The following is a 22,506-nucleotide window of genomic DNA, read 5'->3' as shown; positions in this document are numbered from 1 at the left end:
TTTCGGAACGTTCGCATTGCGTCGACCAGCTGCTCCATGCTTCCCGGCTGCAGAGTGCAGAGCTCAGGCCCAGCGAGCGAACGCGATGCTCTCCTCGACCACCGACACCACGGCATCAACCTCGGCCGCGTTCCGGGGGCCGTAGATCATGTACTCGGTGCCGAAGTCCTCGTACTGGTGGGCCTCGGCCCAGCCAAGAGCAACCAAATCCTCGCCGCGTTCGTGCGGCAGCACCAGGTGCACGCTCGTATCGGTGACCCCGTGCAGGTGGACGGGCTCCAGGCGCTGACCGGGGGCAAGGTTTGTCTCCGGAACGCGCTCCTCGTCCATACCCTCGAGGAACACGGCCCGGGACGACGCCGGCGAGACCTGGCTGTGCCCCTCCCGGACGCCATCGAGGGCGAACACCCGCGCCACCAACTCGCCCCACACGGCCGGGACGACTTCTGGGTGAGCTGTCGATGCGGGCCTTGGTCAGAAGTCTGCGGGCGCTCGCCCGCTCGTCGCGTCTTGAGCACCCGCAGGCCGTAGGGCCGTGAGACGGCGGCTCGCATCGGTATTTCGGCCTGCCGGTTGGCGTTGCCCGTTCGGCACCCGCGGCGGATCCCTGCGCCAAACATGCGGAGTGACCGCTTCACGCATGCGCTACAGAGTTCTCGCTGCGCTGGGTTCGATGGAAGGCGTACGAGAGCCCGCCCTGATCGTTGCCCGTGGGCTCACGCCGAACCCTGGAGCGTGAACCATGCCGAACATCAAGACGCACTCACCAACGCCCTCGCTGCACGCGATGTTCGTCGCGCTGACCGAGATCCTGGAGATGCTCGGAGAGGACTGCGTCGCCCGCCTGACCCTGCTGCGCGGCGGAACCGTCACGATCGAACCCGTCCACCTGTCCGAGGGCGCCGACATCGCCCGCGACCTCGGCCTGTCCGAGAGCTTCATCCAGCGCCTCGCGGTACCAACTGTCGCGGACTGGTGCGGCACGGTCTCCCGAGGACCGCTGCTTCGACGAGTCGCGGTCCGGTGTAGTCCTCGGGGATGGCGTCCATGATGACTTCGTCGGCGGGTTGGCCGAGCCAGGAGCCGGTGCGCCGACGGGTGCCTACGATGCGGAAGCCAGCTTTTTCGTAGGCACGGATGGCACCGGTGTTCTGCGCGATGACGGACAGGTGGACACAGCGCAGAGCGGCCAGGTGGAAGGCCCAGTCCAGCACCATGATGGTCGCGGCGGTTCCGGTTCCCCGGCCGCGTTCGGCAGGTTCGCCGATGTAGATGAAGAACTCGGCGGTGCGGTAGCGGTCGTCGATGAGCACGGAGGCCATGCCGACCGGCCGCCACACCTCGCCGTCACTGCTGTCGGTGTGGTCGCGGTAGATGGTGAAGCAGGTCTGGTCTCGGTGTCCGAGAGCTGGTGGTCGAGCCCGGCGGTGCGTTCGGTGAGGGACTCGGGGGTCTGGCGGGCGTAGCCGGCCATGACGGGCAGGGAGTTCTCCCAGCGCCAGTACGACTCCAGCAGGTCGGCGCGCAGCGGGCCGAGCCCGATGCCGTCGGGGGTGAGCCATAGGTCAGGTGCGGTGTCCTCGTTGACGGTGAGCTCCAAGGGTCAGGTGGTGAGCAGGGCGGTGAAGCGGCTCGTGGAGAGCGGTTCGTCGACGGGCGCGTCGTCGACCTCGATCCAAGCGTGGAACTGGACGGGGTCGGGCGCAACGCCGTGACACCAGGTCGCGCGACGGCGGCGCGCGGTCAGGACGAGCATGGCGGCGAACGGGTCGGTGCTGGGGCAGTCGCAGACGCCGACGAGCATGAGCTACGCGTTGGAGGTCGTGCCGTCCGGGTCGATCCGGGCGAAGCCGAGGTACTTGGTCAGAGCGTGCGGAAGCACGACGGACCCGTCGGCCTGCTGGTGCTGCTCCAGGACGGCGGCCAGAGTCCGCCCCACGGGCAGGCCGGAGCCGTTGACGGTGGCTGCCGGGGTGGTCTTGCCGTTCTCGTCACGGGTGCGGATACCAGCGCGGCGTCCCTGGAACGTGCCGAAGTCGGAGACCGAGGAGATCTCGCGGTACGTGTTCTGGCTGGGGAGCCACACCTCGATGTCATAGGTGAGCTGGGCGGAGAAGCCGGTGTCGCCTGCGGCGAGAGTCACGACGCGGTAGGCGAGGTCGAGCTCCTTGAGACACACCTCGGCGTGCTCGACCATGGCCTCCATCTCGGCACGGGCGTTCTCGGCGGAGGTGATCCGGACCATTTCGACTTTGGCGAACTGGTGCTGGCGGATCAGCCCTCGGGTGTCCCGACCGTACGAACCTGCCTCGGACCGGAAACATGGGGTGAGCGCGGTCAGCGCGATGGGCAGTTGGTCAGGAGGGATGATCTCGTCGGCGTACAAGTTGGTCAGCGGAACCTCGGCAGTGGGGATGAGGAAGAGGTCACGGTCTGCCACGGCGGTTCTGAAGAGGTCCGCTTCGAACTTCGGGAGCTGACCGGTGCCGGTCATGGTCTTGCGTGTCACGAGAAACGGCACGGAGTGCTCCACGTACCCGTGACGTTGAGTGTGCAGGTTCAGGAACAACGTGGACAGGGCGCGCTCCAGCGCAGCTCCGGCACCGCGCAGCACGCTGAACCGCGGGCCGGACAGCTTCGTCGCCCGTCCGAAATCTAGGATCCCCATGCCCTCTCCGAGATCGACATGGTCCTTCGGCTCGAAAGCGAAGACCGGTGGGTTGCCGACCTTGCGCTGTTCGACGGCGAACTCCTCCGAGTCGCCGTCAGGTGCGTCGTCCGAGGGAAGGTTGGGGATCTCCAGGAGCGCGATGGTGAGTTTCTCCTCGGCATCCTCGACGTCCTGCTCAGCCTCGCGGATCTGGTCCTTGAGCTTGCGAGCAGTCTCCTTGAGTCCCTCGACGTCGCCACCGTTCCTCGCGGCCTGGCCCACCTCGGAAGCGATCCTCTTGGACTCCGCGCGCAAGGAGTCAGCTGCCTGAATGCTGGAGGTCCGCCGGCTCTGGAGCTGAGACAGCTCGTCGAGGTCGAGCGTGTAGCCGCGTCGGGCCAGGCGTCGGACGGCCTCGTCACCAAGGCTGATCAGGTCGCGCACGTCGTGCATGGGAACTCGATTCTTCGTGCAGTGTGGACAGGGCATTTGACGCTAGCAAGGACCAGGTCGCGGCACGCGCCCAGCAGCCTCGGGGGCGGGGAGCGGCTCAGCTACACGACTGAGGTCGCCACGCGTCGCTGCTCCGGTGCTGCCACGCTGTGTGCGGCGCGGCAGCATCCGGTCACATCCGCTCGGGCGCAGCAATCCCGAGCAGTTCCAGCCCCGTGGCCAACGTTCGCCTGGTGAGGTCGCACAGCGCCAGCCGGTTGCCCCGGACCGCATCGTCATCCGCCTTGAGGACAGGGCAGGCGTCGTAGAAGCGGGTGAAGGCGGTCGCGACGTCGTACAGGTAGCCGCACAGGCGGTGCGGCTCCAGGGCCGTGGCGACATCGCGGAGCGTGGCGTCGAATGCGTCGAGTGTCAGGGCCAGGTGCTTCTCGGCCGGGTGCATCGGGGCGGTGATGTCGACCTGCGCGGCGGTTTCGCCGGCCTTGCGCAGGATGGATCGCACCCGGGCGTGCGCGTACTGGAGGTAGACGCCGGTGTTTCCGGTGGTGGCGACCATCTGGTCGACGTCGAACACGTAGTCCTTGGTGCGGGTGTTGGACAGGTCGGCGTACTTGATCGCCGCGGTCCCGGCCGCGCGCACGACGTCGTCCAGTTCGTCGTCGGTGAAGTCGTGCTGCTTGTCCTGGAGCGCGGCGCGGACGGCGGACTCGGCGTCGTCGAGCAGGTCTGCGAGGCGGACGGTCTTGCCCGAGCGGGTCTTGAACGGGCGGCCGTCGGTGCCTAGCACGGTGCCGAACCGGACGTGTTCGGCGTGGACGGACTCCGGGAGCCAGCCGGCCCTGCGGGCGGTGTCGAACACCATGGTGAAGTGCAGCGCCTGGCGGGCGTCGACGACGTAGAGGATCCGGTCGGCCTTGTACTCCTCGACCCGCAGACGCATCGTGGCCAGGTCGGTGGCGGCGTAGCCGAACCCGCCGTCCTTCTTGCGCACGATCAGCGGGACCGGGTCGCCCTCGGGGTTGTACACGCCATCGGTGAAGGTGACCATGGCGCCGTCGGACTCGGTCGCGATGCCGTTCGCCACCAGAGCGTCGACCACCGCGAGGAGGGCGTCGTTGTAGCGGGACTCACCGTCGAAGTCGCCGTCGTCCAGCAGGATCCCGAGGCGACCGTAGATGACCTGGAACGCCTTCTCCGACTCCGCGACCAGGTCACGCCACACTGCGACCGTCGCCTCGTCGCCCGACTGGAGCGCGACCACGCGAGCACGGGACCGGTCGGCGAACGCCGTGTCGGCCTCGAACTCGGCGCGAGCGGCCTTGTACAGGGCATCCAGGGCGGACATGGTCTCGGCGCCCTGGCCCTTCCAGGAGGCTTCGGGGTGCTCGTCGAGGTACTGGATGAGCATGCCGAACTGGGTGCCCCAGTCCCCGATGTGGTTCTGCCGAGTCACGTCGGCGCCCAGGTGCCCCAGGACGCGGACGAGCGCGTCGCCGATCACGGACGAGCGCAGGTGGCCGACGTGCATCTCCTTGGCGACGTTCGGCGCCGAGTAGTCGACGACCACGCGTTCCCCCGTGCGCGGACTGCCCACGCCCAGGCGCGCGTCTGCAAGCCGCGCTGCGACGGTGGACCAGGCGACGTCGTCGGGCACCGTCAGGTTGAGGAAGCCAGGGCCGGAGACTCCGGCGGGGAACCCGTCCAGGTGTGTGACGACGTCCGTGGCGATCTCTCGCGGCGGCCGGCCGACCCTCTTGGCCACGGCGAGGGTGCCGTTGGCCTGGAAGTCAGCACGGTCGGATCGTCGGACCACCGGGTCGGTGCCAGCCAGCTCGGCCGGGAGCACCTGGGTCAGGGCAGCCTGAACGGCTGCCTCCACCTGGGCGGAGATCGCGACGATATCGGTCACGCGGGAACCTCTCGTTCGAAGGGGGAATGCTCGCTGGCGAGCGCGGCCAGTCTACGGAGGCATGTGCCGTCGGCTCGTCCCGCCGGTGGTCCATGACGCCCGGATGCCCTGGTCATGTCGCGCTCGTACCGTCATAGGTTCACAAGCAGTAGGCGCGTGAGCGGGACGCCGACGACGAGGACCGTGGCCCGCTGTCGGCTCGGCTTTCAGTCGTAGATCCATGGGAAATCCGCATGCCACCAATGCTGCTGGTGGTCGAACTTCACAGGGGACTTCGCCATGATCCGCTCATCGATCGACCGAACGAGGACACGCAGTTCCCGGGCCGAGCGGCGCGGCAATCGGTGGATGGTGAGTTCGAGAAGATCACGGTCGTCGATCGGGAGGCCGCAGCATTCGCGGATCCCGCAGCCGTAGGAGTTCCGGCTCCACGGGTTGCGCCTACGCGCCTCACGCTCCCAGTTCAGAAGTGCCCCGTGGATCTGGCCGGGCCAGGACTCAAGGAGTGCGATGGCTGCGTGGGCCGAACCTGACAGCCGGCCATCCTTGGCATGGGCTGGGCCGTAAATACGTCGTCGCGCGGCCGACTGGCGCCGCTGCCGCGCAAGATGCCTACGCGGCATTCCCCTTCGTTGTGCTCATGGTGTACATCCTGGCACAAACTGCCGCCCGGAAGCTGTCGCCGAGAACCCGTACAGCGGTGAGAAGGCGCGTAAGGGGTGCCTTTCGAAGGCACCTCGGCTCGTCAGTGGATCTGGGCTCCATCCGTCAGCCCCTCCCTCAGGCAGTTGACTCCTCCAGGTGCAGGAAGCTACGCACTTCGCCATAGCCGTCAACGGCCCGGAAATCCACGTCGGCCGAGTCCGCCTCTGCGCGCGCCGCCAGGGACGCAGCCAGCGCCTGGGCCTCGTGCCCGAGCCGGCCAAAGCGTCGAGCAGCATGGCCCAAGCACAGGCCGGTCAGCCCCAGCAGCTGGCTCCCCGGCACAGCCCGTGTGCCGACCCGCACGCAGCAATGCTCGGTGAAGTCCCCATCGTCGTCGTCAAGCGCTGTCCCGACCAAGACTCCAGCCGCCTCGCCTTCAGCCGAGCGGTCACGAAGAGCCCGCTCCAACGTCTCAACCACCACCGAGCGAGGCAGCGCAACAGGACTCTCGAACCTCACATCCCGCTCCCCGAAGCAGCGACAACACTCGCGCCGATCACCGATGCAACGTCGTCGGGCAGCGGGTACGGTCGCTCCGGTGGCAGCAGCCCGGCGACGTCTTGGCCGCCGATCCGGGACCCACGCAACTCGTGCACGCCCTCGGTGATGTCCCGCAGGTCGATGATCCACTCGTCCAGGTACCGGTCGACGGCGTACCCGCTCAGCCCCACCTGGAGCGAGCGATACGCCAGCGCCGTGCCCGACGCCGTCCGTTCCGGGTCCCACTGCACGCGCACCGCGGTGGTCTTCTTGCGCAGTTCCCAGGCTGCGGCGTCGTTGTACACGGCCCGATCGAAATGGCTCAGGCAGGCGCCGGCGAGCGCCTCGTGCCATCCGTCCCGCGTGATACGGATCGCCAGGACGCGTTCCTGCCCAGGCTTGGTCGCCCACCCGCAGCGGTACATCATCCACGTGAACGACGGCTTGATCCACGTCATCCGCTCCCGCTTGAACGGCGCCACGAAGGTCCCGGCCTTCAGCGCGGCGTCAGCGATCTGCGGCGGGTACGCCTGGTAGACCGTGATCGACTCGTCGTCGAACACCGCACGCACCTCACGGGCCGGACGAGGCGCCGGGGACTCCTGAACGGACATGACCACGGAACGTAGCAGCGGCACGTGAACGGCCACGAGGCAATTCCGCACGCCCTCCTGGTTGCGTCTCCGCGTTGCCTCTCACCGTGGACGCCATCCCCACCCCGTCGCCCGACCACGGCATCCCAGAGCGGGAGTTCCTTGGCAATGACGTCGCTGGCCCCGGAGCGATCCTCAACCGGATGTCACCGCTTCAGCACCTGATCAGCAGAAGCAGCATCAACCTGCTCGGCACGCCCATCTGCATCGGGCTCAGCAACGTGACCGGGGTGCTCGACGCCTTGACCGAGTACTACCAGCGGTGGACCGAGAGCAACCGCCGAGTCACCTCAGATTGACGGCCCGACGCCGGATCGGCTGGGCCACTGGCGGCTGCCACTGGCCCAGCCGTTGTCGTCCGGTCAGGGTGTCAGCCGGTGCAGGTCGCGGGGGAACAGGGACACCTCGCGGATGTTCGCCGCCCCGGTCAGGCGGGCGGTCCATCGTTCCAGCCCGATCGCGAAGCCGCCGTGAGGTGGCATGCCGTGCTCGAACGCCTGCAGGTAGGAGGCGTACACGGCCGGGTCCTCGCCCCGTGCGGTGATCGCCGCGACGTAGTCCGACGGGCGGTGCAGTCGCTGCCCGCCCGTGACGAGCTCCAGTCCGCGGCACAGCAGGTCGAAGCTGTTGGACCAGCGCGGGTCGTCCGGCTGCGGGTGGGTGTAGAACGGCCGCTTGGCCATCGGGTAGCCCTCCACGGCCAGGAAGTCGCTGCCGAACTCCTCTGCCGCCCACTCCCCCAGCGACCGCTCGTGCTCCGGTGCCAGGTCAGGCTCGTCCTCAGGTGCACCCACGATTCGAAGGGCCTTGGCGAAGTGCACGACGGGGATCTGGTCGGGCACCTTGGGCACCTCGATCCCCAGCCGCTCGACCGCGCCGGCGGCGTGCGCGGTGATTCCGTCGGCCATGCCGGCGATCACGTCACGCAGCACGGCCAGCACCTCGCGGTGGTCGCGGATGAAGCCGAACTCCACGTCCAGGGACACGTACTCGGCCAGGTGACGCACCGTGTCGTGCGGCTCGGCGCGGAACACCGGCCCCACCTCGTAGACCCGCTCGAAGACGCCCACCAGTTGCTGCTTGTAGAACTGCGGGGACTGCGCCAGGTAGGCGGGACGGCCGAAGTAGCCGACCTGGAACACGTTCGCCCCGGACTCGGTGGCCGAGGCCACGAACTTCGGCGACTGCACCTCGGTGAAGCCGGACGCGTCCAGGGCAGTGCGGAACCCGCGCAGCGACGCGGCCGCGATCTCCCACGCGGCCCGCTGGGCCGGGTGGCGCCACATGACCGGCGCGTGGTCCAGCAGCGTAGGCAGGGCCGCGTTCAGTTTGGGACGCCACAGTTCCGCCGGAGGCGTGACAGCCGGCTCGGTCAGCGGCGTGATGATCGGCGACGTGAGTTCCACGCCGCCGGCCGCCTGCTCGTTCGGCGTCGCGGTACCGACCACCTCGATGGTGGTCTCCTCCGGCGGGATCTCCTGGCCGTCCTCGGGCCGGACCACGACCTGGGCCAGGCCCGACCTGTCTCGCACGATCAGGAACGACACCGCCGACAACACACGCCGCCGGTGCACCCAGCCCTGCAACCGCACCCGGCTACCTGGTTCGGCCGCAGAAAGGTCGCCGCACAACGTTCGTGCGGGCGACACGGAAGACAACACACTCATGAAGATTCACCTCCAGTTCGCAATGACTGCCCTGGAGGTGTGGGCGAGGGGCAAATTCGCGGTGCCACCACACCTTCGCCGGTCAGACAAAGGGACCGGCCTCTCGTCGGTCCGCCGCACGCGCGAGCCAACGCTCATCGGGGGTCGTCACACCCCACGCCAGCCACAAAGAAGCCTATGAGGCCACCGCCATGAGGTCCAGACGTTTCACCGCCGCCAAAGCACCAGGACGCGAGGGCACGCATGGGTCCAACCACGTGAGTGCCGTGCGAAGGCCGAGTTCAGCAATCGCTATCAAGCATTTCTAACAGCCAGTGATGCCAGAGGTGTATCAGGTCGTGGCCCGGCAGCCGCTGCGGTGGGAGACAGGGGGTGGCACCGGGCGGCCGAGTAGTTGCTGAGGATCACGTGACATCGGCCCCGAGCTCCGCGCCTGGCAGGATGTCGGCTCGTGACGAGCTATGCCGCCAGGTACGAACGAGGCGAACACGATGAGGTCTGGAGCGAGCTGCGAGAGCTGGGGTCCGCCGCTCTGCACGCGCCCATTCGTGAGGACGCTGAAGCGGTCGCTCGCGCGATGGCCCGCCGAGCCCGGCACAACGTCGAACTCCTGGTGGAGCGCCTGGCCGACGCCGGCTTCGACGTCCACTCCAACGACGACGATCGGACTTTGAAACCAAAGAACGATCGCCGGAACGACGCGAGGGGCTCGATGACGGACGGACGGCCCGACGTTCGCCCTGCACCACGCCATGTCCCCCACCCGAGCAAGCCAGCTGACGCAGAAGTGGGGGACATGAAGGGGTACATCCACACCTCAGAATAGTGAGTGAGCAAGGGCGCGGCAGTGCAGGACGAGTCGGACACTCACGGTGGCGCCAAATTGGCCGGACCGTGCGACCTGCGCAAATGTCAGCCACACAGCGTCGAAAGGTAGAGCCCATGCCTCACCACAACTCACCCGGCACGCCGCCTATCCATCTGGTGACCCTCGCCGATGCCGCCGCGCACCTCCACGTGTCCGTGAAGACGCTACGCCGCCGCATCGCCGACGGCACCATCACCGGCTACCGCATCGGCCGACTGATCCGGGTGGACCTCGACGAACTGACTCGGCGACTTGTGGTCGCGATCCCTGCAGCACATTCGACGCGGCCCAACACGACCTAACGAGCAGGTTGGTACGACCTCACACCGCACGTCCCTGCCTCCGTCCCACGCCCGTCGTCCAACACAGCGCCCTCATTGACCACCGAGCGGACTCAGCACCTCGTAGCCCTTTGGAGACGCGGAAGAGACTGTGCCGGTCATGTCGCCCTCCGAGGCCGGCCGAAATCGGCTCTCGACCATCTGGTACCTGCGATGGCGGGCGGGTCGGTCACCGCTGTCAGGGTCGCGTGGAACTCCGCCTCCCAGGCAGACGGAGGTTCGTCGAGCAGCTGCAGAACGTCACCGACGATCTCGGTCGGCGCCTTGCCGTCAAGCGGAAGATGAAGGAACACCTGGTAGATGTTGTCGGTCGTCTGGAGCGCGACACGGAACGTCGACGGCGAACCATAGGCTGGCTGCGCCCAGCGCAGGGTCAGCCCCTCGGCCTGGAGTCGTTCGTGGTCCGCGCCGGTCAGGATCAACCGATGAGCGGTATCCTCTGGACGCTCCCAGGAGTGGTCGGCACCGATGCGGGCGACCTCGGCGTCGTACTGGTCTGCGTCGAAGCTCGCGCCGTGATCGGTCGGAGTCTCGTGCAGCCAGTCCCAGTGCACGACGGCGCCCTGTCGCAGGATGCGGACGTCGGTCACTCCGCAGCCGTACTCCCCGCATTCACAACGTGCGATCGGCACGATGCGCGGCTTGCCAGTGGCGACCAGCAGGTTCTCCGGTACGAACAAGCTGGAAGGCGCCATGCCCAAGCCTGCAGCGCGGGACGTCATCTCGATGCCGTCGACGAAAACCAGCACCTGGAACCGGTCATAGACGTCAGCCGAGGCGATCTCAAATCGAACGGCCTCCGCCGGAGTCCGCGGGACGACGCCACCGTCGTCAGCCAGGACATCGGAAGGCTCCAGTCCGCCCGGATGGGGCAGCATCAGCTCCGCAAGCGCGTCACCGAGCAGCGCTCTCAGGCCTTCGGAGTCGTCGTGGGACGACATCCCAGCGAGTTCACGCAGCGTCGGCGAGTCCACGCCGGACGCGAGAGCGTGCGTCGCGGCGTCGATCAGGAACTGGTTGTCGACTCCCTGGCCCGCCGACCAGCGGGTGGCGGCAACGTAGAAACGCTGCCGCGCCGACATGTTTCGTGGTGCCATCGCGCCAATTCTGCTGCACGAGGAGCGGGTCACGGACGGATGCTCACTCGACGTGGTCGGAGCGGCCACGACACTCCTTCCGCAAGGCTCTGCAAGAGGCTCGCCCACGAACAGCTCAGACCATGACACGGAGAGACGGAGCCATGCTCCTCAAGCACACGGAGGACGACGCGGAGGCCGGGCACGTGGGGCTGCGACGACACGGGCCTCACCGCCAGACCTCATGCCGCCCTGCCCTCCTCAGCCTCCGCCCGCTCCCTCTCCACCCGCATCTCCTCCCCCACCGTCGCACTCATCCGCGCCGCCAGATCGATGTCCCGCGCCATCGTCGCCTTCTGATACCGCAGCACCACCGCGACGTCGGCGTGGCCCCCGCGCCGCATGAGCTCGGCAAGCGTGGCCCCCTCCTGGGCGAACCGCGTGAGCCCGGTGTGCCGCAGGTCGTGGAACCGGTACCCGTCCGGCAGCCCGGCCACCTCCGCCCGAGCCTCCGTCCACACCCCGTTCCACCGGGACGCCGAAAGATGCTCCCCACCCCGCTCCTGAACCGGCACCACCGGCGCCATCCGCCCCGACCCCACGCGCTCGTCCAGGTGCTCCCGCAGCCGCTCGATCATGAGCGGCGGAACCGACATAGACCGCACCGCGTTGTCCGACTTCGGGTCCGCGAGCTTCCCCGTGGTCCCGTTCTTCTGCCGCCGCACGTACAGCGTCGCCGCCGTCCGGCCGCCGTTCCAGACGATGTCCCTCCGCTGCAGCCCCAGCACCTCCCCGCGCCGCAGCTGGCACCACGCCGCGAACAGCACCGCGATCCGCCACGGCTGCGGCACCGCCCGATACAGCGCATCGACCTGAGCGGGCGTCGCGACGTCGTCCTCGGGAGTGTGCGCGTCGTCGTGCCGCACCGACTTCCGAGCGGGCGTCATCACGTCCGGCATCGCGCCCAACAGGCCGTCCTTGACCGCCGCGCGCAGGATCATCTTGAGCGTGTCCACGACGTCGCCGGCAACCCCGTTGTGCCCCGCCCCGGGCTTCAGCACCGACGGCCGCGCGGTGAGCTCGGCCGCGAGCGCCCGCACCCTAGCGGTGTCGATGTCGCGGACCTTGACATCGCCGAGCGGTTCGAGGAGGTAGTTGTTGATACGCCCCCGGTAGGAGGTCACGGTTCCGGACCGACGCCGTCGCCCTCCCTTGCCCGGCTCGTGCGCGATCCGCTGGAGCCACTGCTCCGCGTAGTTGCGGAACGTGACGTCCCGCAGCGCCGCCGCTTCGGCCTCGGCCCGACGCCGCCGAACGGCCTCGGCCGGAGGCTCCCACCGCCCGGAGGCGATCGTCTCGTGCATCCGGTTCAGCCACGCCCGGGCGTCGGTCTTCGTGAGGAAGGTCAGCGGCTTGTCGTCCTCGGTCCGCGCGGAGTACGTCTCCCCGTCGGGCCCCGGGTACCGTGCCTGCCACCGCTTCGAGGGCAGCTTCCGCAGGCTCCCCCATGCCTCGCGGCCCCGCCGCTTCGGCGTCGTCACCTGGCTCATCGTCGTGTCTCCCTGGTTCGCGTCGTGTCCGTCGTCGTGCCATCCCCGTGCCATAGGGGGCGGCAATCCGGGACTCCTCACGACCTCAGGTGTCCACGCGACACCACACGCAAAAGAGGCCCGGATCCGCGGAATTCCGCGGATCCGGGCCTCTCACCAGCCCGACCGCCCAAGGGCGGCCGAGCGACCAACTACAGGTTGATCATGTGCCCCGCCAGCCCATGGATGGACTCCTGCACCGACTCCGACAGCGTCGGGTGGGTGTGCACGTTCCGCGCCACCTCGTCCGCGGTGAGGTCCCACTTCTGCGCGAGCGTCAGCTCGGGCAGCAGTTCGGACACGTCCGGGCCGATGAGGTGCCCGCCGAGCAGCTCGTTGTACTTGGCGTCGGCCACGAGCTTGACGAAGCCGGCGGTGTCGCCGAGGCCGTGCGCCTTGCCGTTGGCCATGGTCGGGAAGGACGCGACCTTCACGTCGTAGCCCTCGTCCTTGGCCTGCTGCTCGGTGAGGCCGAACGAGGCCACCTGCGGCGAGCAGAACGTGGCGCGCGGCATCATCCGGTAGTCCCCGAGGGTCTGCGTCTCGGCGCCGCCGATGGTCTCGGAGGCGACGACGCCCTGCGCCTCGGCCACGTGCGCGAGCATGAGCTTCGCGGTCACGTCGCCGATGGCGTAGATGTGCGGCACGTTGGTGCGCATGTGGTCGTCGATGCCGATCGCGCCGCGGTCGGTGAGCGCGACGCCGGTGTTCTCCAGCCCGAAACCCTCGACGTTCGGTGCGAAGCCGACGGCCATGAGCACCTTGTCGACGGTGAGCTCGCCCGGCTTGTCGTCCTTCACGCCCTTGTAGCTGACCTGGACGGAGGAGCCGTTGTCCTTGACGGTCTGCACGGCGGTGGAGGTCAGGACCTTCACGCCGAGCTTCTTGTACTGCTTGGCGATCTCCTTGGAGACGTCCGCGTCCTCGTTCGGCAGCGCACGGTCGAGGAACTCGATGATCGTGACGTCCACGCCGTAGTTCTTCAGGACGTACCCGAACTCCATGCCGATGGCGCCGGCGCCGACGATGGCGATCGACTTCGGCAGCTCGCGCGTGAGGATCTGCTTCTCGTAGGTGACGACATTGTCACTGAGCTCGACCCCCGGCAGCAGCTTGACCTGCGAGCCCGTCGCGATGATCACGTTGTCGAAGGTGACGCGCTCCGAGCCGCCCTTGTTGAGCGTGACGTCGATGGTGTTCGCGTCCACGAACGAGCCGCGGCCGTCGTACTCGGTGATCTTGTTCTTCTTCATGAGGAAGTGGACGCCCTTGACGCGGCCATCCGCGACCGTGCGCGAGCGGTCCCAGGCCTTGCCGAAGTCGAACGACACGTCGCCCGAGATCCCGAACAGGTCCTTGTCATGCGTGAAGAGGTGGGCCAGCTCCGCGTTCCGCAGGAGGGCCTTGGAGGGGATGCAGCCCACGTTGAGGCAGACACCACCCCAGTACTTCTCCTCGATGATCGCAACGGACTTGCCGAGCTGCGCCGCACGGATCGCGGCGACGTAGCCGCCAGGGCCAGCTCCGAGGAGAACGACGTCGTAGTGGGAAGCCATGGCCCCCAGCCTATGGGCAGAGCGGCGATGCCGTGGCGTGACGTCCGTCATGGAAGAGCCGCCGGCCGACGACGACGACGGCTGCCGCGGCCGGGCGCCGTGCACGCCCCGTTCGGTGCTGTCGTCTGCTGCTCCGCGCCCGCCGCCACGTCCTCGCGAGCCCGTGGAAAAAGCCTGGCGCGGTCGGCCGTTGCTCGCCCTAGGGTGGGCTGATGACGTCGGTCCAGCACTTCCAGGTCACCTTCGACTGCGCGCAGCCCGAGCGCCTCGCCCGTTTCTGGTGCGAGGTCCTGGGGTACGTCGTCCCGCCGGCACCGGAGGGGTTCGACTCGTGGGACGACTTCACTCGCTCGCTGCCGCCCGAGGACCGGGACGCGGCGTTCGCGTGCGTCGATCCGACGGGCGCGGGCCCGCGGCTGTTCTTCCAGCGGGTCCCCGAGGGCAAGGTCGTCAAGAACCGGGTGCACCTGGACGTGCGGCGCGGCGCCGGGCTCGTGGGGGCGGAGCGGCTCGCGACGCTCCAGGCCGAGGCCGACCGGCTCCTCGCCCTCGGCGCGACCCACGTGCTGACGCAGGAGGCCGACGAGGACAACGAGTCCTGCATCACGCTGCAGGACATCGAGGGCAACGAGTTCTGCCTCGACTAGCCGGGCCGGCCGGGCCTATCTGCCCGCCCGGCCCGGCCGTCACGCCACCAGCAGCGTGATCACGGTGATCGCCGGCACCGAGCCGATGGTGGTCACGAAGATCGCGTCGCGGGCGAGCAGCTCGGCCCGGCCGAAGCGGGTCGCGTGCACGAAGATGTTCTGCGCGCTCGGGAGCGCCGCGGTCACGGTGAGGGCGAGCAGGGCGACGTCGTCGACCCCGAGCAGGCGACCGGCGGCGTACGCGCCGAGCGGCTGCACGACGAGCTTGAGGAGCGTGACGAACCCGAGCTCGACGGCCGGCACGCCCCGGCCCGGCAGCGGGCCGAGCCGCAGCGAGATGCCGTAGGCGATGAGCACGCCCGGCACGGCGAGGCCACCGACGAGCCCTACCGGCTCCATGACGAGGTCGGGCACGCGCAGGCCGGTCAGGGAGATCGCCAGGCCGAGCAGGGTGGCGACGGTCAGGGGGTTGGTGAACGGCAGCCGCGCCGCCCGCCAGAACGCCTCGGAGCGGGTGCGACGCAGGCCCTCGCGGCCGGCGTCGAGCACCATGAGCGCGATCGGCTGCAGCACGCCGAGCTGGAGCAGCAGCATCGGGGCGATGAGCGCGGCGTCGCCGAGCACGTAGGCGGCGACCGGCAGGCCGAGGTTCCCCGCGTTGCAGTAGGCGGAGCACATCGCGCCGATCGCCGTCTCGTCGGCACGGCGCCGCTGCACCAGCCTCGCGACGAGGACGTACGGGATCGCCGCGGCGGCGACGCCCGCGGCCGTCGCCACGAGGTTGCGCGAGAGGAAGCCCGCGACGTCGGTCTCGGACATCACCACGAACAGCAGGCACGGGCTCGCCACGAAGAACGACAGCCGCGTCAGGACCGTCTGCGCGTGCTCGTCCAGCAGCTTGACGGCCGCGATCCCGTAGCCGACGGCGATGACGGCGGCGATGGTCGTGAACCCGAGGAGGACGTCGTGCACCTGGCGAGCGTATTCCGCCGTCCCGGACGACTCGCGGGCGTCTCAGGACGTACGCCGGTCAGACTGCCGGCGGCCCCTGCCGGACCTTCTCCAGGAGGAGCTCCGGTGTGACGGTCTCCGGGTCCCACCAGGAATCGATCCACCAGGTGGCGCCCGCCTCCTGCATGGCGCGTGCCTGGTCGGCCGCCTCCCCGCGGTCCGCCGACAGCTTGCCCTGCGCCACGACGTCGAACGAGCGGTCCGGGCTCCGCTCCCCCCAGGCCTCCTGCGACCGCAGCCAGGTGGTGACACCGCGGACGGAGTCCGGCCCCGGCTCCTCGGCCGTGCCGCGGTTCTGGGTCACGATGCCGTCCCAGCGCAGGGTGCGGGCGAGGTTCTTCACGGGCGGCCGCACAGGGTCCCAGACCCCGACGGGCCACACCGGGATCCGTCCGTGCACCGGCTGCTCCGGGAAGGACATCTCGCCGGTCTCGATACGCTCGCCCGCGAACGAGAACGGCTCGCCCCGCCACGAGGCGTCGAGGTACGCGAGCACGTCGTCGAGCAGCTCGGCACGTTCCTTGAGGTCCGTCGCCTGGCCGGGGACGGACCCGAAGCCGCCGTCGTCCAGGACGCCGACGCCGACCGGCAGCACCAGCCGGCCCCCGGACAGGTGGTCCACGGTGAGCGCACGCTGCGCGAGCTCCCACGGGCGGTGCCGCGGCAGGGCGAAGACCATCGCGCCGAGCGTGATGCGTTCGGTGACGGCTGCCACCGCCGAGAGCAGCGAGAACGGGTCCCACGTGGCGCCGAACGGACCCATGCTGATCGCATCCCACGTGAAGAAGCCGTCCCAGCCGTGCTCCTCGCACTCGCGCGCGAGCACGACGTGCTGCTCCGGTGTCCCGAAGCTCCCGATGAACCCGTACTTCATGCCCCAGCCTCCGTGCGGTCGGACGTGCCTGCCGTGTCGTGCGCCACGCTACGCCGGGACACCGACACCGACACGAGGGGCGCCGTACCCGCTCACCCCGGCCGGAACACCGGCAGATGCGGCGAGAAGCAGCGACACGGCTAAGGTTGGACCCCGTGACCAGCCCCGGAGACCTCACTGACAGCCCGCGTCCCGTCGTCGAGATGTGGACCGACGGCGCCTGCAAGGGAAACCCCGGCATCGGCGGCTGGGGCGCGCTGCTGCGCTCGGGCACGCACGAGAAGGAGATCTTCGGCGGCGACCCGGCCACCACGAACAACCGCATGGAGCTGACGGCCGTGGTCGAGGCGCTGCGTACGCTCAAGAGCCCGAGCGAGGTGACGATCCACGTCGACTCGTCCTACGTGATGAACGGGATGAAGTCATGGATCGCCGGCTGGAAGCGCAACGGCTGGCGGACGGCGTCCAAGCAGCCGGTGAAGAACGTGGACCTGTGGCAGGCGCTCGACGCCGAGGTCGGCCGCCACGGGGTCCGCTGGGTCTGGGTCAGGGGCCACGCCGGCGACCCAGGCAACGAGGCCGCCGACGCCCTGGCGAACAAGGGAGTCGACAGCGTCCGCTGACGGCCGCGATCGATCACTCGCCGAGGCTTTGATCGGTCCGTTCTTGAGTGATCGGCAGTTCAAACTGCCGATCACTCAAGAACGGACCGATCACGCGCCCGGCTGTGCGCGGCTGCGCCCGGCTGTGCGCGGCCGGCCACGCCCGCGCGGCGGCGGGGCGTCAGCTCACCGGCCGTGCCGGTTCCACCGTCTCCGTCGGCCAGTGCTTGGCCGGGAGCGTCCTGGGGCGCCAGCTCGCGCGGGTCTCCTCGAACGTCGTGATCTCGTCGGCGTGCTGGAGGGTGAGGCCGATGTCGTCCAGACCCTCCATGAGCCGCCAGCGCGTGTAGTCGTCGATCTGGAAGGGCACGGTGACGTCGTCGGCCGTCACGGTCCGTGCGTCCAGGTCCACCGTCACCTCGGTGCCCGGCCTCGTCTCCAGCACCTTCCACAGGATCTCGATGTCCTCCTGCGCGACGATGCCCGCGAGCAGCCCCTGCTTGCCCGAGTTGCCGCGGAAGATGTCCGCGAACCGGCTCGACAGCACCACGCGGAACCCGTAGTCCTTCAGCGCCCAGACGGCGTGCTCGCGCGAGGAGCCGGTGCCGAAGTCAGGCCCGGCCACGAGTACGGACCCCGCCGAGTACGCCTCCTGGTTGAGCACGAACGACGGGTCGTTCCGCCAGGCGGAGAACAGCGCGTCCTCGAAGCCCGTGCGGGTGACCCGCTTGAGGTAGACGGCCGGGATGATCTGGTCGGTGTCGACGTTGCCGCGGCGCAGCGGCACTCCGACACCGGTGTGGGTGGTGAACTTCTCCATGATGGTCTCCGTGAGGTAGCGGCCGGGCAGGTCAGCGCGCGCCGGCCGGCACGGGCATCGGCAGGTCGACGACGGTCTCGGTGATCGGCGGCGCGCCGACGCCGTCCAGCGGCGTGCCGTCGAAGGTGGTGAGGTCGACGTCATGGCCCAGCTCCAGGTCCGCCACCGACGACAGCGTGCCGCGGATCGCGGTCGCCGCCGCGACGAGCGGCGACACCAGGTGGGTCCGGCCGCCCTTGCCCTGCCGGCCCTCGAAGTTGCGGTTCGACGTCGACGCCGACCGCTCCCCCGGCGCGAGCTGGTCCGGGTTCATGCCCAGGCACATCGAGCAACCGGCGTTGCGCCACTCCGCCCCGAAGTCCTGGAAGATCTGGTCGAGGCCCTCGGCCTCGGCCTGCAGCCGCACGCGGGCCGACGCCGGCACGACGAGCACCCGCAGGTCGTCCGACTTCTTGCGGCCCTTGACGACCTTGGCGACGGACCGCAGGTCCTCGATGCGGCCGTTGGTGCAGGAGCCGATGAACACCGTGTCGACCTTGACGTCCCGCAGCGCCGTGCCCGGCTCCAGACCCATGTACTCCAGGCTGCGCTCGGCCGCGACGCGCTCGGACTCGTCGGCGATCTCCGCCGGCACCGGCACGGAGGCCGAGATCGGCAGGCCCTGGCCGGGGTTGGTGCCCCACGTGACGAAGGGTTCGAGGTCGGCGGCCTCGAGGACCACCTCGGCGTCGAACTCGGCGTCGTCGTCGGACCTCAGCGTCTTCCAGTACTCGACGGCCTCGTCCCAGTCGGCGCCCTCGGGCGCGTGCGGACGGCCCGCGAGGTACTCGAACGTGGTCTCGTCCGGCGCGATCATGCCGGCGCGGGCGCCCGCCTCGATGGACATGTTGCAGATGGTCATCCGCGCTTCCATCGACAGCTTGCGGATCGCCTCGCCGCGGTACTCCAGGACGTAGCCCTGGCCGCCGCCGGTGCCGATCTTGGCGATGACCGCCAGGATGATGTCCTTGCTCGTGGTGCCGGGCGGCAGCGCGCCGTTCACGGTGATCGCCATCGTCTTGAACGGCGTCAGCGGCAGCGTCTGCGTGGCGAGCACGTGCTCCACCTCGGACGTGCCGATACCGAACGCCAGGCCGCCGAACGCGCCGTGCGTGGAGGTGTGCGAGTCGCCGCAGACGACAGTCAGGCCCGGCATCGTCAGGCCCAGCTGGGGTCCCACCTGGTGGACGATCCCCTGGTCGGCGTCGCCGAGGCTGTGCAGCCGGACGCCGAACTCGCGTGCGTTGGCGCGCAGCGTGTCGATCTGGGTGCGGCTCGTCTGGTCCGCGATCGGCTGGTCGATGTCCAGCGTGGGGGTGTTGTGGTCCTCGGTCGCGATCGTGAGGTCCGGACGACGGACCGGGCGCCCGGCCAGGCGCAGGCCTTCGAACGCCTGCGGACTTGTCACCTCATGGACGAGGTGCAGATCGATGTACAGCAGGTCGGGCTCGCCCCCGGTGCCACGTCGCACCAGGTGTGCCTCCCAGACCTTCTCCGCCAGCGTGCCGGCCATTGCGGGTCGCCTCCTCGTCGCTTCCAGTTTCGCCCCGTGTCGTGTTAGCTCCACGGATGTCGACTTGCTATCTCACGCCCTGAGACGGCAATATCGAGGTATGGACGATACTAGCGGAGTCGGCGTACTGGACAAGGCCGCGTCCGTCCTCGGGGCACTCGAGGCCGGTCCGGCCACTCTGGCACAGCTCGTGAACTCGACGGGGCTGGCCCGGCCGACGGCGCACCGCCTGGCGGTCGCGCTGGAGCACCACCGCATGGTCGCACGCGACATGCAGGGGCGCTTCGTGCTGGGTCCACGCCTCAACGAGCTCGCCACGGCAGCCGGGGAGGACCGGCTGCTCGCCGCAGCGAACCCGGTGCTCATCGCCTTGCGGGACCACACCGGGGAGAGCGCGCAGCTCTACCGCCGCCAGGCCGACCAGCGGGTCTGCGTCGCGGCCGCCGAGCGCCCCGTGGGCCTGCGGGACTCGATCCCGGTCGGCGCCACGCTCACGATGCACGCCGGCTCGGCCGCGCAGATCCTGCTCGCCTGGGAGGAGCCGGACCGCCTGCACCGCGGCCTCCGCGAGGCGGTCTTCACCGCGACGATCCTGTCCGGTGTCCGACGGCGCGGCTGGGCGCAGTCGGTCTCGGAGCGCGAGCTCGGCGTCGCGTCCGTCTCCGCTCCCGTGCGCGGACCGTCGGGCCGTGTGGTGGCCGCGGTGAGCGTGTCCGGGCCCGTGGAGCGCCTGTCCCGGCAGCCCGGCCGGCTGCACTCGGCCGCCGTGGCCGCCGCCGCGAACAAGCTCACCGAGGTGCTCCATCGCTCGGGCGAGTGACTTTCTTTACCAAACCTTCGCGCCACGCCGACGATGACGACTGCACACGCTCGGCCCGGAAAGTACCCTTTCATCGACGTGTGCGCCGTCCGGCCGCACGCTCGTCGTCGTGAGGAAGAGAGATGTCACCCAAACTGAGGCTCATCCTCATCTGGCTGGCGGTGATCGCCATCGTGTCCATGATCATCAGCGACCCCAACGGGTCGGCGGACTTCGTCCTCACGATCTGGAACATGATCTGGGACTCCATCCTGGCGATCGCCGCGTTCTTCGAGCAGCTGTTCTCGGGGATCCTGGCCGGGTGACCTGAGTCCGTGACCGATACCGACGGCTTCCTCCGGCGGCACAGGGGACTGCGCAAGTACATCCTGGGCGGCGAGGAGATCGTCTTCGCCACCCACCGGCACTGGATCCGGCTCTGGGAGCCGGCGTTCACCACGGTGGGCTCGTTCGTGGTGCTCGCGTTCGTCTTCCTGGCCGCGAGCAGCGACATGCGCAGCATCCTGATCTGGCTGTTCTGGGCGTGGGCGGTGCTCGCGGCACGCTTCGTGTGGAAGTACCTGGAGTGGCAGCACGAGTGGCTGCTCATGACGAACCTGCGGCTCATGACGGTGACGGGGCTCGTCGTGCAGTCGGTGGCGACGATGCCGCGCGACAAGGTGACCGACCTCGGCTACCGCCAGCACCTCATGGGGCAGCTGCTCGGCTACGGGACGTTCCACTTCGAGTCGGCCGGCCAGGAGCAGGAGCTCAGCACGGTGGACTACATCCCGGGCTCGGACTCGCTCTACCGCACCCTCATGACGGACCTGTTCCACCCGGCCCCGGAGGGGGAGAGGAAGCCGACCGCGATGCCTCCGTCGATCGTCCCGCCCCGCCGCGAAGACCCGGACGACGGCACCCCGTCCACTCCCCGCACCCAGCAGATCAGGATCCCCCGCCGCGACGAGGCCTGACCCGGGGGCGAGAGGGCTCCGCCCCACCAAGCACAAAGAGGCGGAGCCGGTTCGGAAGACCCGAACCCGTTCCACCTCTTCGTCTCTCGTACCCCCAGCGGGATTTGAACCCGCGTTACCGCCGTGAGAGGGCGGCGTCCTAGGCCGCTAGACGATGGGGGCCTGGAACCACGACACCGGCCGGAGCCGGTGGACCTGCGTACCCCCAGCGGGATTTGAACCCGCGTTACCGCCGTGAGAGGGCGGCGTCCTAGGCCGCTAGACGATGGGGGCCAGAGACTGCTGCTGTACTGCGCTGGGGTACCAGGACTCGAACCTAGACTAAGTGGACCAGAACCACTCGTGCTGCCAATTACACCATACCCCAAGGGGGTGTCCGCTCCCCCCAGATGGAGGGCGTCACCGAGGGAAAACACTACCCGACAGTCGCCGACCTGCCAAAGCGGATTCAGGTGCGGTGCATCACGCCGACGTCGACGAACGCTCCCCGCGGCCGCTCAGCGCCGCCGGAAGCTCGGCCAGCCCCGCGATGACGGCGATCCCGGAGCTGCGCATCGCGCCCTGGTCCTCGGTCTCGTGGGTCCGCTTCCGCACGCCCGGTCGGGCGAGCCACACCCCGAGCAGCCCCGCGTCCCGGGCCGCCGCGGCGTCGACCGCCGGCTCGTCGCCGACGTAGGCGGTCCGTGCCGGGTCCGTCCCCAGCCGTCGCGCGCCCTCGGTGAAGACCCGCGCGTCCGGCTTGCCGAACCCGAGCGTGTCCACGCCCACGAGCACCGGCAGGCCGGACAGGCCGACGGCGGCCAGCTTGCGCTCCTGCAGCTCCACCGCCGCGTTCGTCACCACGCCCACACGCAGCCCGGCCTCACGTGCGGCGGCGAGCGTGGACGCGGCGTCGTCGAACGGGGTCCAGGACTTCTCGAAGGTGCCCCAGAACAGCTCGTCCCACTCGTCGAAGGACGCATCCGTCACGGGCGCCCCGCCGAACGTCTCGTGCAGCAGCGCCGCCCGGTGCCGCCGCTGCGTCCGGTGGTCCGTCTCGCCGCGCGTGTACCGCCGGTACCAGCCGCCCGGGTCCGACCGCCAGTGGTGCAGCATCTCCTCCAGACGCTCCGCCCCCGCGGCCGGGAGGTGCCGCTCCCGGACCGCGTCCAGCGCCCGGGCGAAGGCCTTGCGGGTGTCGACGAGGGTGTCGTCGACGTCGAACAGCACACCGTCCACCAGATGCTCCTTCTCCGTCCCGCCGGCGCCCTGCCGCGCGGCACTGCTCGCCCGCACCG

Annotated in this window: 23 protein-coding genes and 3 tRNA genes; 7 read left to right on the top strand and 19 right to left on the bottom strand. The window is 69.4% G+C overall.

Annotated features, from left to right (window positions below):
- Window positions 1–63: 63 nt before the first annotated feature.
- The 7 genes from ACYU96_RS00400 to ACYU96_RS00370 form a co-directional block, all read right to left on the bottom strand.
- The gene (locus ACYU96_RS00400; RefSeq protein WP_460748008.1) at window positions 64–408 is read right to left on the bottom strand and encodes a luciferase domain-containing protein; all 345 of its coding nucleotides are present in this window, start codon (window positions 406–408) and stop codon (window positions 64–66) included.
- Window positions 409–938: 530 nt separating this feature from the next.
- Entirely contained in the window at window positions 939–1,562 is a 624-nt protein-coding gene (locus tag ACYU96_RS00395; protein ID WP_460748006.1) for a GNAT family N-acetyltransferase, read from the bottom strand.
- Between the two features lie 41 nt (window positions 1,563–1,603).
- Window positions 1,604–1,804: a lasso peptide biosynthesis B2 protein gene (locus tag ACYU96_RS00390; protein WP_460748004.1), complete on the bottom strand. Its 201-nt coding sequence runs from the start codon at window positions 1,802–1,804 to the stop codon at window positions 1,604–1,606.
- A gap of 3 nt (window positions 1,805–1,807) precedes the next feature.
- Complete coding sequence (gene serS / locus ACYU96_RS00385) at window positions 1,808–3,103, bottom strand: serine--tRNA ligase (protein ID WP_460748003.1); 1,296 nt, start codon at window positions 3,101–3,103, stop codon at window positions 1,808–1,810.
- Window positions 3,104–3,275: 172 nt separating this feature from the next.
- Window positions 3,276–5,012: an arginine--tRNA ligase gene (argS, locus tag ACYU96_RS00380; RefSeq protein ID WP_460748001.1), complete on the bottom strand. Its 1,737-nt coding sequence runs from the start codon at window positions 5,010–5,012 to the stop codon at window positions 3,276–3,278.
- 780 nt (window positions 5,013–5,792) lie between these two features.
- The gene (locus tag ACYU96_RS00375) at window positions 5,793–6,176 is read right to left on the bottom strand and encodes a hypothetical protein (RefSeq protein ID WP_460748000.1); all 384 of its coding nucleotides are present in this window, start codon (window positions 6,174–6,176) and stop codon (window positions 5,793–5,795) included.
- Window positions 6,173–6,811: a DUF4291 domain-containing protein gene (locus tag ACYU96_RS00370; protein WP_460747997.1), complete on the bottom strand. Its 639-nt coding sequence runs from the start codon at window positions 6,809–6,811 to the stop codon at window positions 6,173–6,175. The genes ACYU96_RS00375 and ACYU96_RS00370 overlap by 4 nt, the downstream gene beginning before the upstream one ends.
- A gap of 86 nt (window positions 6,812–6,897) precedes the next feature.
- Here ACYU96_RS00370 and ACYU96_RS00365 point away from each other — a divergent pair, with 86 nt between their 5' ends.
- Window positions 6,898–7,149 carry a hypothetical protein gene (locus tag ACYU96_RS00365; protein ID WP_460747996.1) on the top strand — a complete coding sequence of 84 codons (252 nt, stop codon included), beginning with the start codon at window positions 6,898–6,900 and terminating at the stop codon, window positions 7,147–7,149.
- A 63-nt stretch (window positions 7,150–7,212) separates the two neighbouring features.
- Here ACYU96_RS00365 and aspS read toward each other — a convergent pair whose 3' ends face one another.
- The gene (aspS, locus tag ACYU96_RS00360; protein ID WP_460747994.1) at window positions 7,213–8,517 is read right to left on the bottom strand and encodes an aspartate--tRNA(Asn) ligase; all 1,305 of its coding nucleotides are present in this window, start codon (window positions 8,515–8,517) and stop codon (window positions 7,213–7,215) included.
- Window positions 8,518–9,459: 942 nt separating this feature from the next.
- Here aspS and ACYU96_RS00355 point away from each other — a divergent pair.
- Window positions 9,460–9,687 (top strand): helix-turn-helix domain-containing protein, encoded by a 228-nt coding sequence (locus tag ACYU96_RS00355; RefSeq protein ID WP_460747992.1) that lies wholly within the window; start codon window positions 9,460–9,462, stop codon window positions 9,685–9,687.
- Window positions 9,688–9,824: 137 nt separating this feature from the next.
- On the opposite strand, the gene ACYU96_RS00350 is transcribed toward ACYU96_RS00355, so the two are convergent.
- The 3 genes from ACYU96_RS00350 to lpdA form a co-directional block, all read right to left on the bottom strand.
- On the bottom strand, window positions 9,825–10,823 hold the full coding sequence (locus ACYU96_RS00350) for a hypothetical protein (protein WP_460747991.1): 999 nt from the start codon (window positions 10,821–10,823) through the stop codon (window positions 9,825–9,827).
- A gap of 221 nt (window positions 10,824–11,044) precedes the next feature.
- The gene (locus ACYU96_RS00345) at window positions 11,045–12,352 is read right to left on the bottom strand and encodes a tyrosine-type recombinase/integrase (protein ID WP_460747990.1); all 1,308 of its coding nucleotides are present in this window, start codon (window positions 12,350–12,352) and stop codon (window positions 11,045–11,047) included.
- Window positions 12,353–12,543: 191 nt separating this feature from the next.
- Window positions 12,544–13,947: a dihydrolipoyl dehydrogenase gene (gene lpdA / locus ACYU96_RS00340; protein ID WP_460747988.1), complete on the bottom strand. Its 1,404-nt coding sequence runs from the start codon at window positions 13,945–13,947 to the stop codon at window positions 12,544–12,546.
- Window positions 13,948–14,159: 212 nt separating this feature from the next.
- Here lpdA and ACYU96_RS00335 point away from each other — a divergent pair, with 212 nt between their 5' ends.
- Window positions 14,160–14,594 carry a VOC family protein gene (locus ACYU96_RS00335; protein ID WP_460747987.1) on the top strand — a complete coding sequence of 145 codons (435 nt, stop codon included), beginning with the start codon at window positions 14,160–14,162 and terminating at the stop codon, window positions 14,592–14,594.
- A 39-nt stretch (window positions 14,595–14,633) separates the two neighbouring features.
- On the opposite strand, the gene ACYU96_RS00330 is transcribed toward ACYU96_RS00335, so the two are convergent.
- Window positions 14,634–15,566: an AEC family transporter gene (locus ACYU96_RS00330; protein WP_460747986.1), complete on the bottom strand. Its 933-nt coding sequence runs from the start codon at window positions 15,564–15,566 to the stop codon at window positions 14,634–14,636.
- A gap of 58 nt (window positions 15,567–15,624) precedes the next feature.
- Window positions 15,625–16,479, bottom strand: a complete 855-nt coding sequence (locus ACYU96_RS00325) for an LLM class flavin-dependent oxidoreductase (RefSeq protein ID WP_460747984.1) — start codon at window positions 16,477–16,479, stop codon at window positions 15,625–15,627.
- 203 nt (window positions 16,480–16,682) lie between these two features.
- Between ACYU96_RS00325 and rnhA the strand changes: the two genes are divergently transcribed.
- Window positions 16,683–17,102, top strand: coding sequence for a ribonuclease HI (gene rnhA, locus ACYU96_RS00320; protein ID WP_460748421.1), 420 nt, complete (start codon window positions 16,683–16,685; stop codon window positions 17,100–17,102).
- 160 nt (window positions 17,103–17,262) lie between these two features.
- On the opposite strand, the gene leuD is transcribed toward rnhA, so the two are convergent.
- Both leuD and leuC read right to left on the bottom strand, forming a co-directional pair.
- The gene (gene leuD / locus ACYU96_RS00315) at window positions 17,263–17,901 is read right to left on the bottom strand and encodes a 3-isopropylmalate dehydratase small subunit (protein WP_460747983.1); all 639 of its coding nucleotides are present in this window, start codon (window positions 17,899–17,901) and stop codon (window positions 17,263–17,265) included.
- A gap of 31 nt (window positions 17,902–17,932) precedes the next feature.
- Entirely contained in the window at window positions 17,933–19,453 is a 1,521-nt protein-coding gene (leuC, locus tag ACYU96_RS00310) for a 3-isopropylmalate dehydratase large subunit (RefSeq protein WP_460747982.1), read from the bottom strand.
- Window positions 19,454–19,553: 100 nt separating this feature from the next.
- Between leuC and ACYU96_RS00305 the strand changes: the two genes are divergently transcribed.
- The 3 genes from ACYU96_RS00305 to ACYU96_RS00295 all read left to right on the top strand — a co-directional run bounded on the left by ACYU96_RS00305 (window position 19,554) and on the right by ACYU96_RS00295 (window position 21,229).
- Window positions 19,554–20,273: an IclR family transcriptional regulator gene (locus tag ACYU96_RS00305; RefSeq protein ID WP_460747980.1), complete on the top strand. Its 720-nt coding sequence runs from the start codon at window positions 19,554–19,556 to the stop codon at window positions 20,271–20,273.
- Between the two features lie 122 nt (window positions 20,274–20,395).
- Window positions 20,396–20,578: a hypothetical protein gene (locus ACYU96_RS00300; RefSeq protein WP_460747979.1), complete on the top strand. Its 183-nt coding sequence runs from the start codon at window positions 20,396–20,398 to the stop codon at window positions 20,576–20,578.
- Between the two features lie 9 nt (window positions 20,579–20,587).
- Window positions 20,588–21,229: a PH domain-containing protein gene (locus tag ACYU96_RS00295; RefSeq protein WP_460747977.1), complete on the top strand. Its 642-nt coding sequence runs from the start codon at window positions 20,588–20,590 to the stop codon at window positions 21,227–21,229.
- An 89-nt stretch (window positions 21,230–21,318) separates the two neighbouring features.
- On the opposite strand, the gene ACYU96_RS00290 is transcribed toward ACYU96_RS00295, so the two are convergent.
- The 4 genes from ACYU96_RS00290 to ACYU96_RS00275 form a co-directional block, all read right to left on the bottom strand.
- Window positions 21,319–21,391 (bottom strand) — tRNA-Glu (locus tag ACYU96_RS00290).
- Window positions 21,392–21,429: 38 nt separating this feature from the next.
- Window positions 21,430–21,502 (bottom strand) — tRNA-Glu (locus tag ACYU96_RS00285).
- Between the two features lie 22 nt (window positions 21,503–21,524).
- Window positions 21,525–21,596, bottom strand: a tRNA-Gln gene (locus ACYU96_RS00280).
- A gap of 95 nt (window positions 21,597–21,691) precedes the next feature.
- Window positions 21,692–22,504 carry an HAD family hydrolase gene (locus ACYU96_RS00275; protein WP_460747976.1) on the bottom strand — a complete coding sequence of 271 codons (813 nt, stop codon included), beginning with the start codon at window positions 22,502–22,504 and terminating at the stop codon, window positions 21,692–21,694.
- Between the last annotated feature and the right edge of the window lie 2 nt (window positions 22,505–22,506).

It is taken from the genome of Myceligenerans cantabricum (assembly GCF_054777735.1).
This window is presented reverse-complemented; position numbering and strand designations above follow the sequence as displayed.

Excerpts from the sequence above, each read along its gene's own strand:
- ACYU96_RS00395 (WP_460748006.1), bottom strand. The coding sequence starts at position 1,562 with ATGGCTCACCCCCGACGGCATCGGGCTCGGCCCGCTGCGCGCCGACCT.
- ACYU96_RS00390 (WP_460748004.1), bottom strand. The coding sequence starts at position 1,804 with ATGCTCGTCGGCGTCTGCGACTGCCCCAGCACCGACCCGTTCGCCGCC.
- serS (WP_460748003.1), bottom strand. The coding sequence starts at position 3,103 with ATGCACGACGTGCGCGACCTGATCAGCCTTGGTGACGAGGCCGTCCGA.
- ACYU96_RS00370 (WP_460747997.1), bottom strand. The coding sequence starts at position 6,811 with ATGTCCGTTCAGGAGTCCCCGGCGCCTCGTCCGGCCCGTGAGGTGCGT.
- aspS (WP_460747994.1), bottom strand. The coding sequence starts at position 8,517 with ATGAGTGTGTTGTCTTCCGTGTCGCCCGCACGAACGTTGTGCGGCGAC.
- ACYU96_RS00355 (WP_460747992.1), top strand. The coding sequence starts at position 9,460 with ATGCCTCACCACAACTCACCCGGCACGCCGCCTATCCATCTGGTGACC.
- ACYU96_RS00350 (WP_460747991.1), bottom strand. The coding sequence starts at position 10,823 with ATGGCACCACGAAACATGTCGGCGCGGCAGCGTTTCTACGTTGCCGCC.
- ACYU96_RS00345 (WP_460747990.1), bottom strand. The coding sequence starts at position 12,352 with ATGAGCCAGGTGACGACGCCGAAGCGGCGGGGCCGCGAGGCATGGGGG.
- lpdA (WP_460747988.1), bottom strand. The coding sequence starts at position 13,947 with ATGGCTTCCCACTACGACGTCGTTCTCCTCGGAGCTGGCCCTGGCGGC.
- ACYU96_RS00335 (WP_460747987.1), top strand. The coding sequence starts at position 14,160 with ATGACGTCGGTCCAGCACTTCCAGGTCACCTTCGACTGCGCGCAGCCC.
- ACYU96_RS00325 (WP_460747984.1), bottom strand. The coding sequence starts at position 16,479 with ATGAAGTACGGGTTCATCGGGAGCTTCGGGACACCGGAGCAGCACGTC.
- rnhA (WP_460748421.1), top strand. The coding sequence starts at position 16,683 with ATGTGGACCGACGGCGCCTGCAAGGGAAACCCCGGCATCGGCGGCTGG.
- leuD (WP_460747983.1), bottom strand. The coding sequence starts at position 17,901 with ATGGAGAAGTTCACCACCCACACCGGTGTCGGAGTGCCGCTGCGCCGC.
- leuC (WP_460747982.1), bottom strand. The coding sequence starts at position 19,453 with ATGGCCGGCACGCTGGCGGAGAAGGTCTGGGAGGCACACCTGGTGCGA.
- ACYU96_RS00305 (WP_460747980.1), top strand. The coding sequence starts at position 19,554 with ATGGACGATACTAGCGGAGTCGGCGTACTGGACAAGGCCGCGTCCGTC.
- ACYU96_RS00300 (WP_460747979.1), top strand. The coding sequence starts at position 20,396 with ATGTCACCCAAACTGAGGCTCATCCTCATCTGGCTGGCGGTGATCGCC.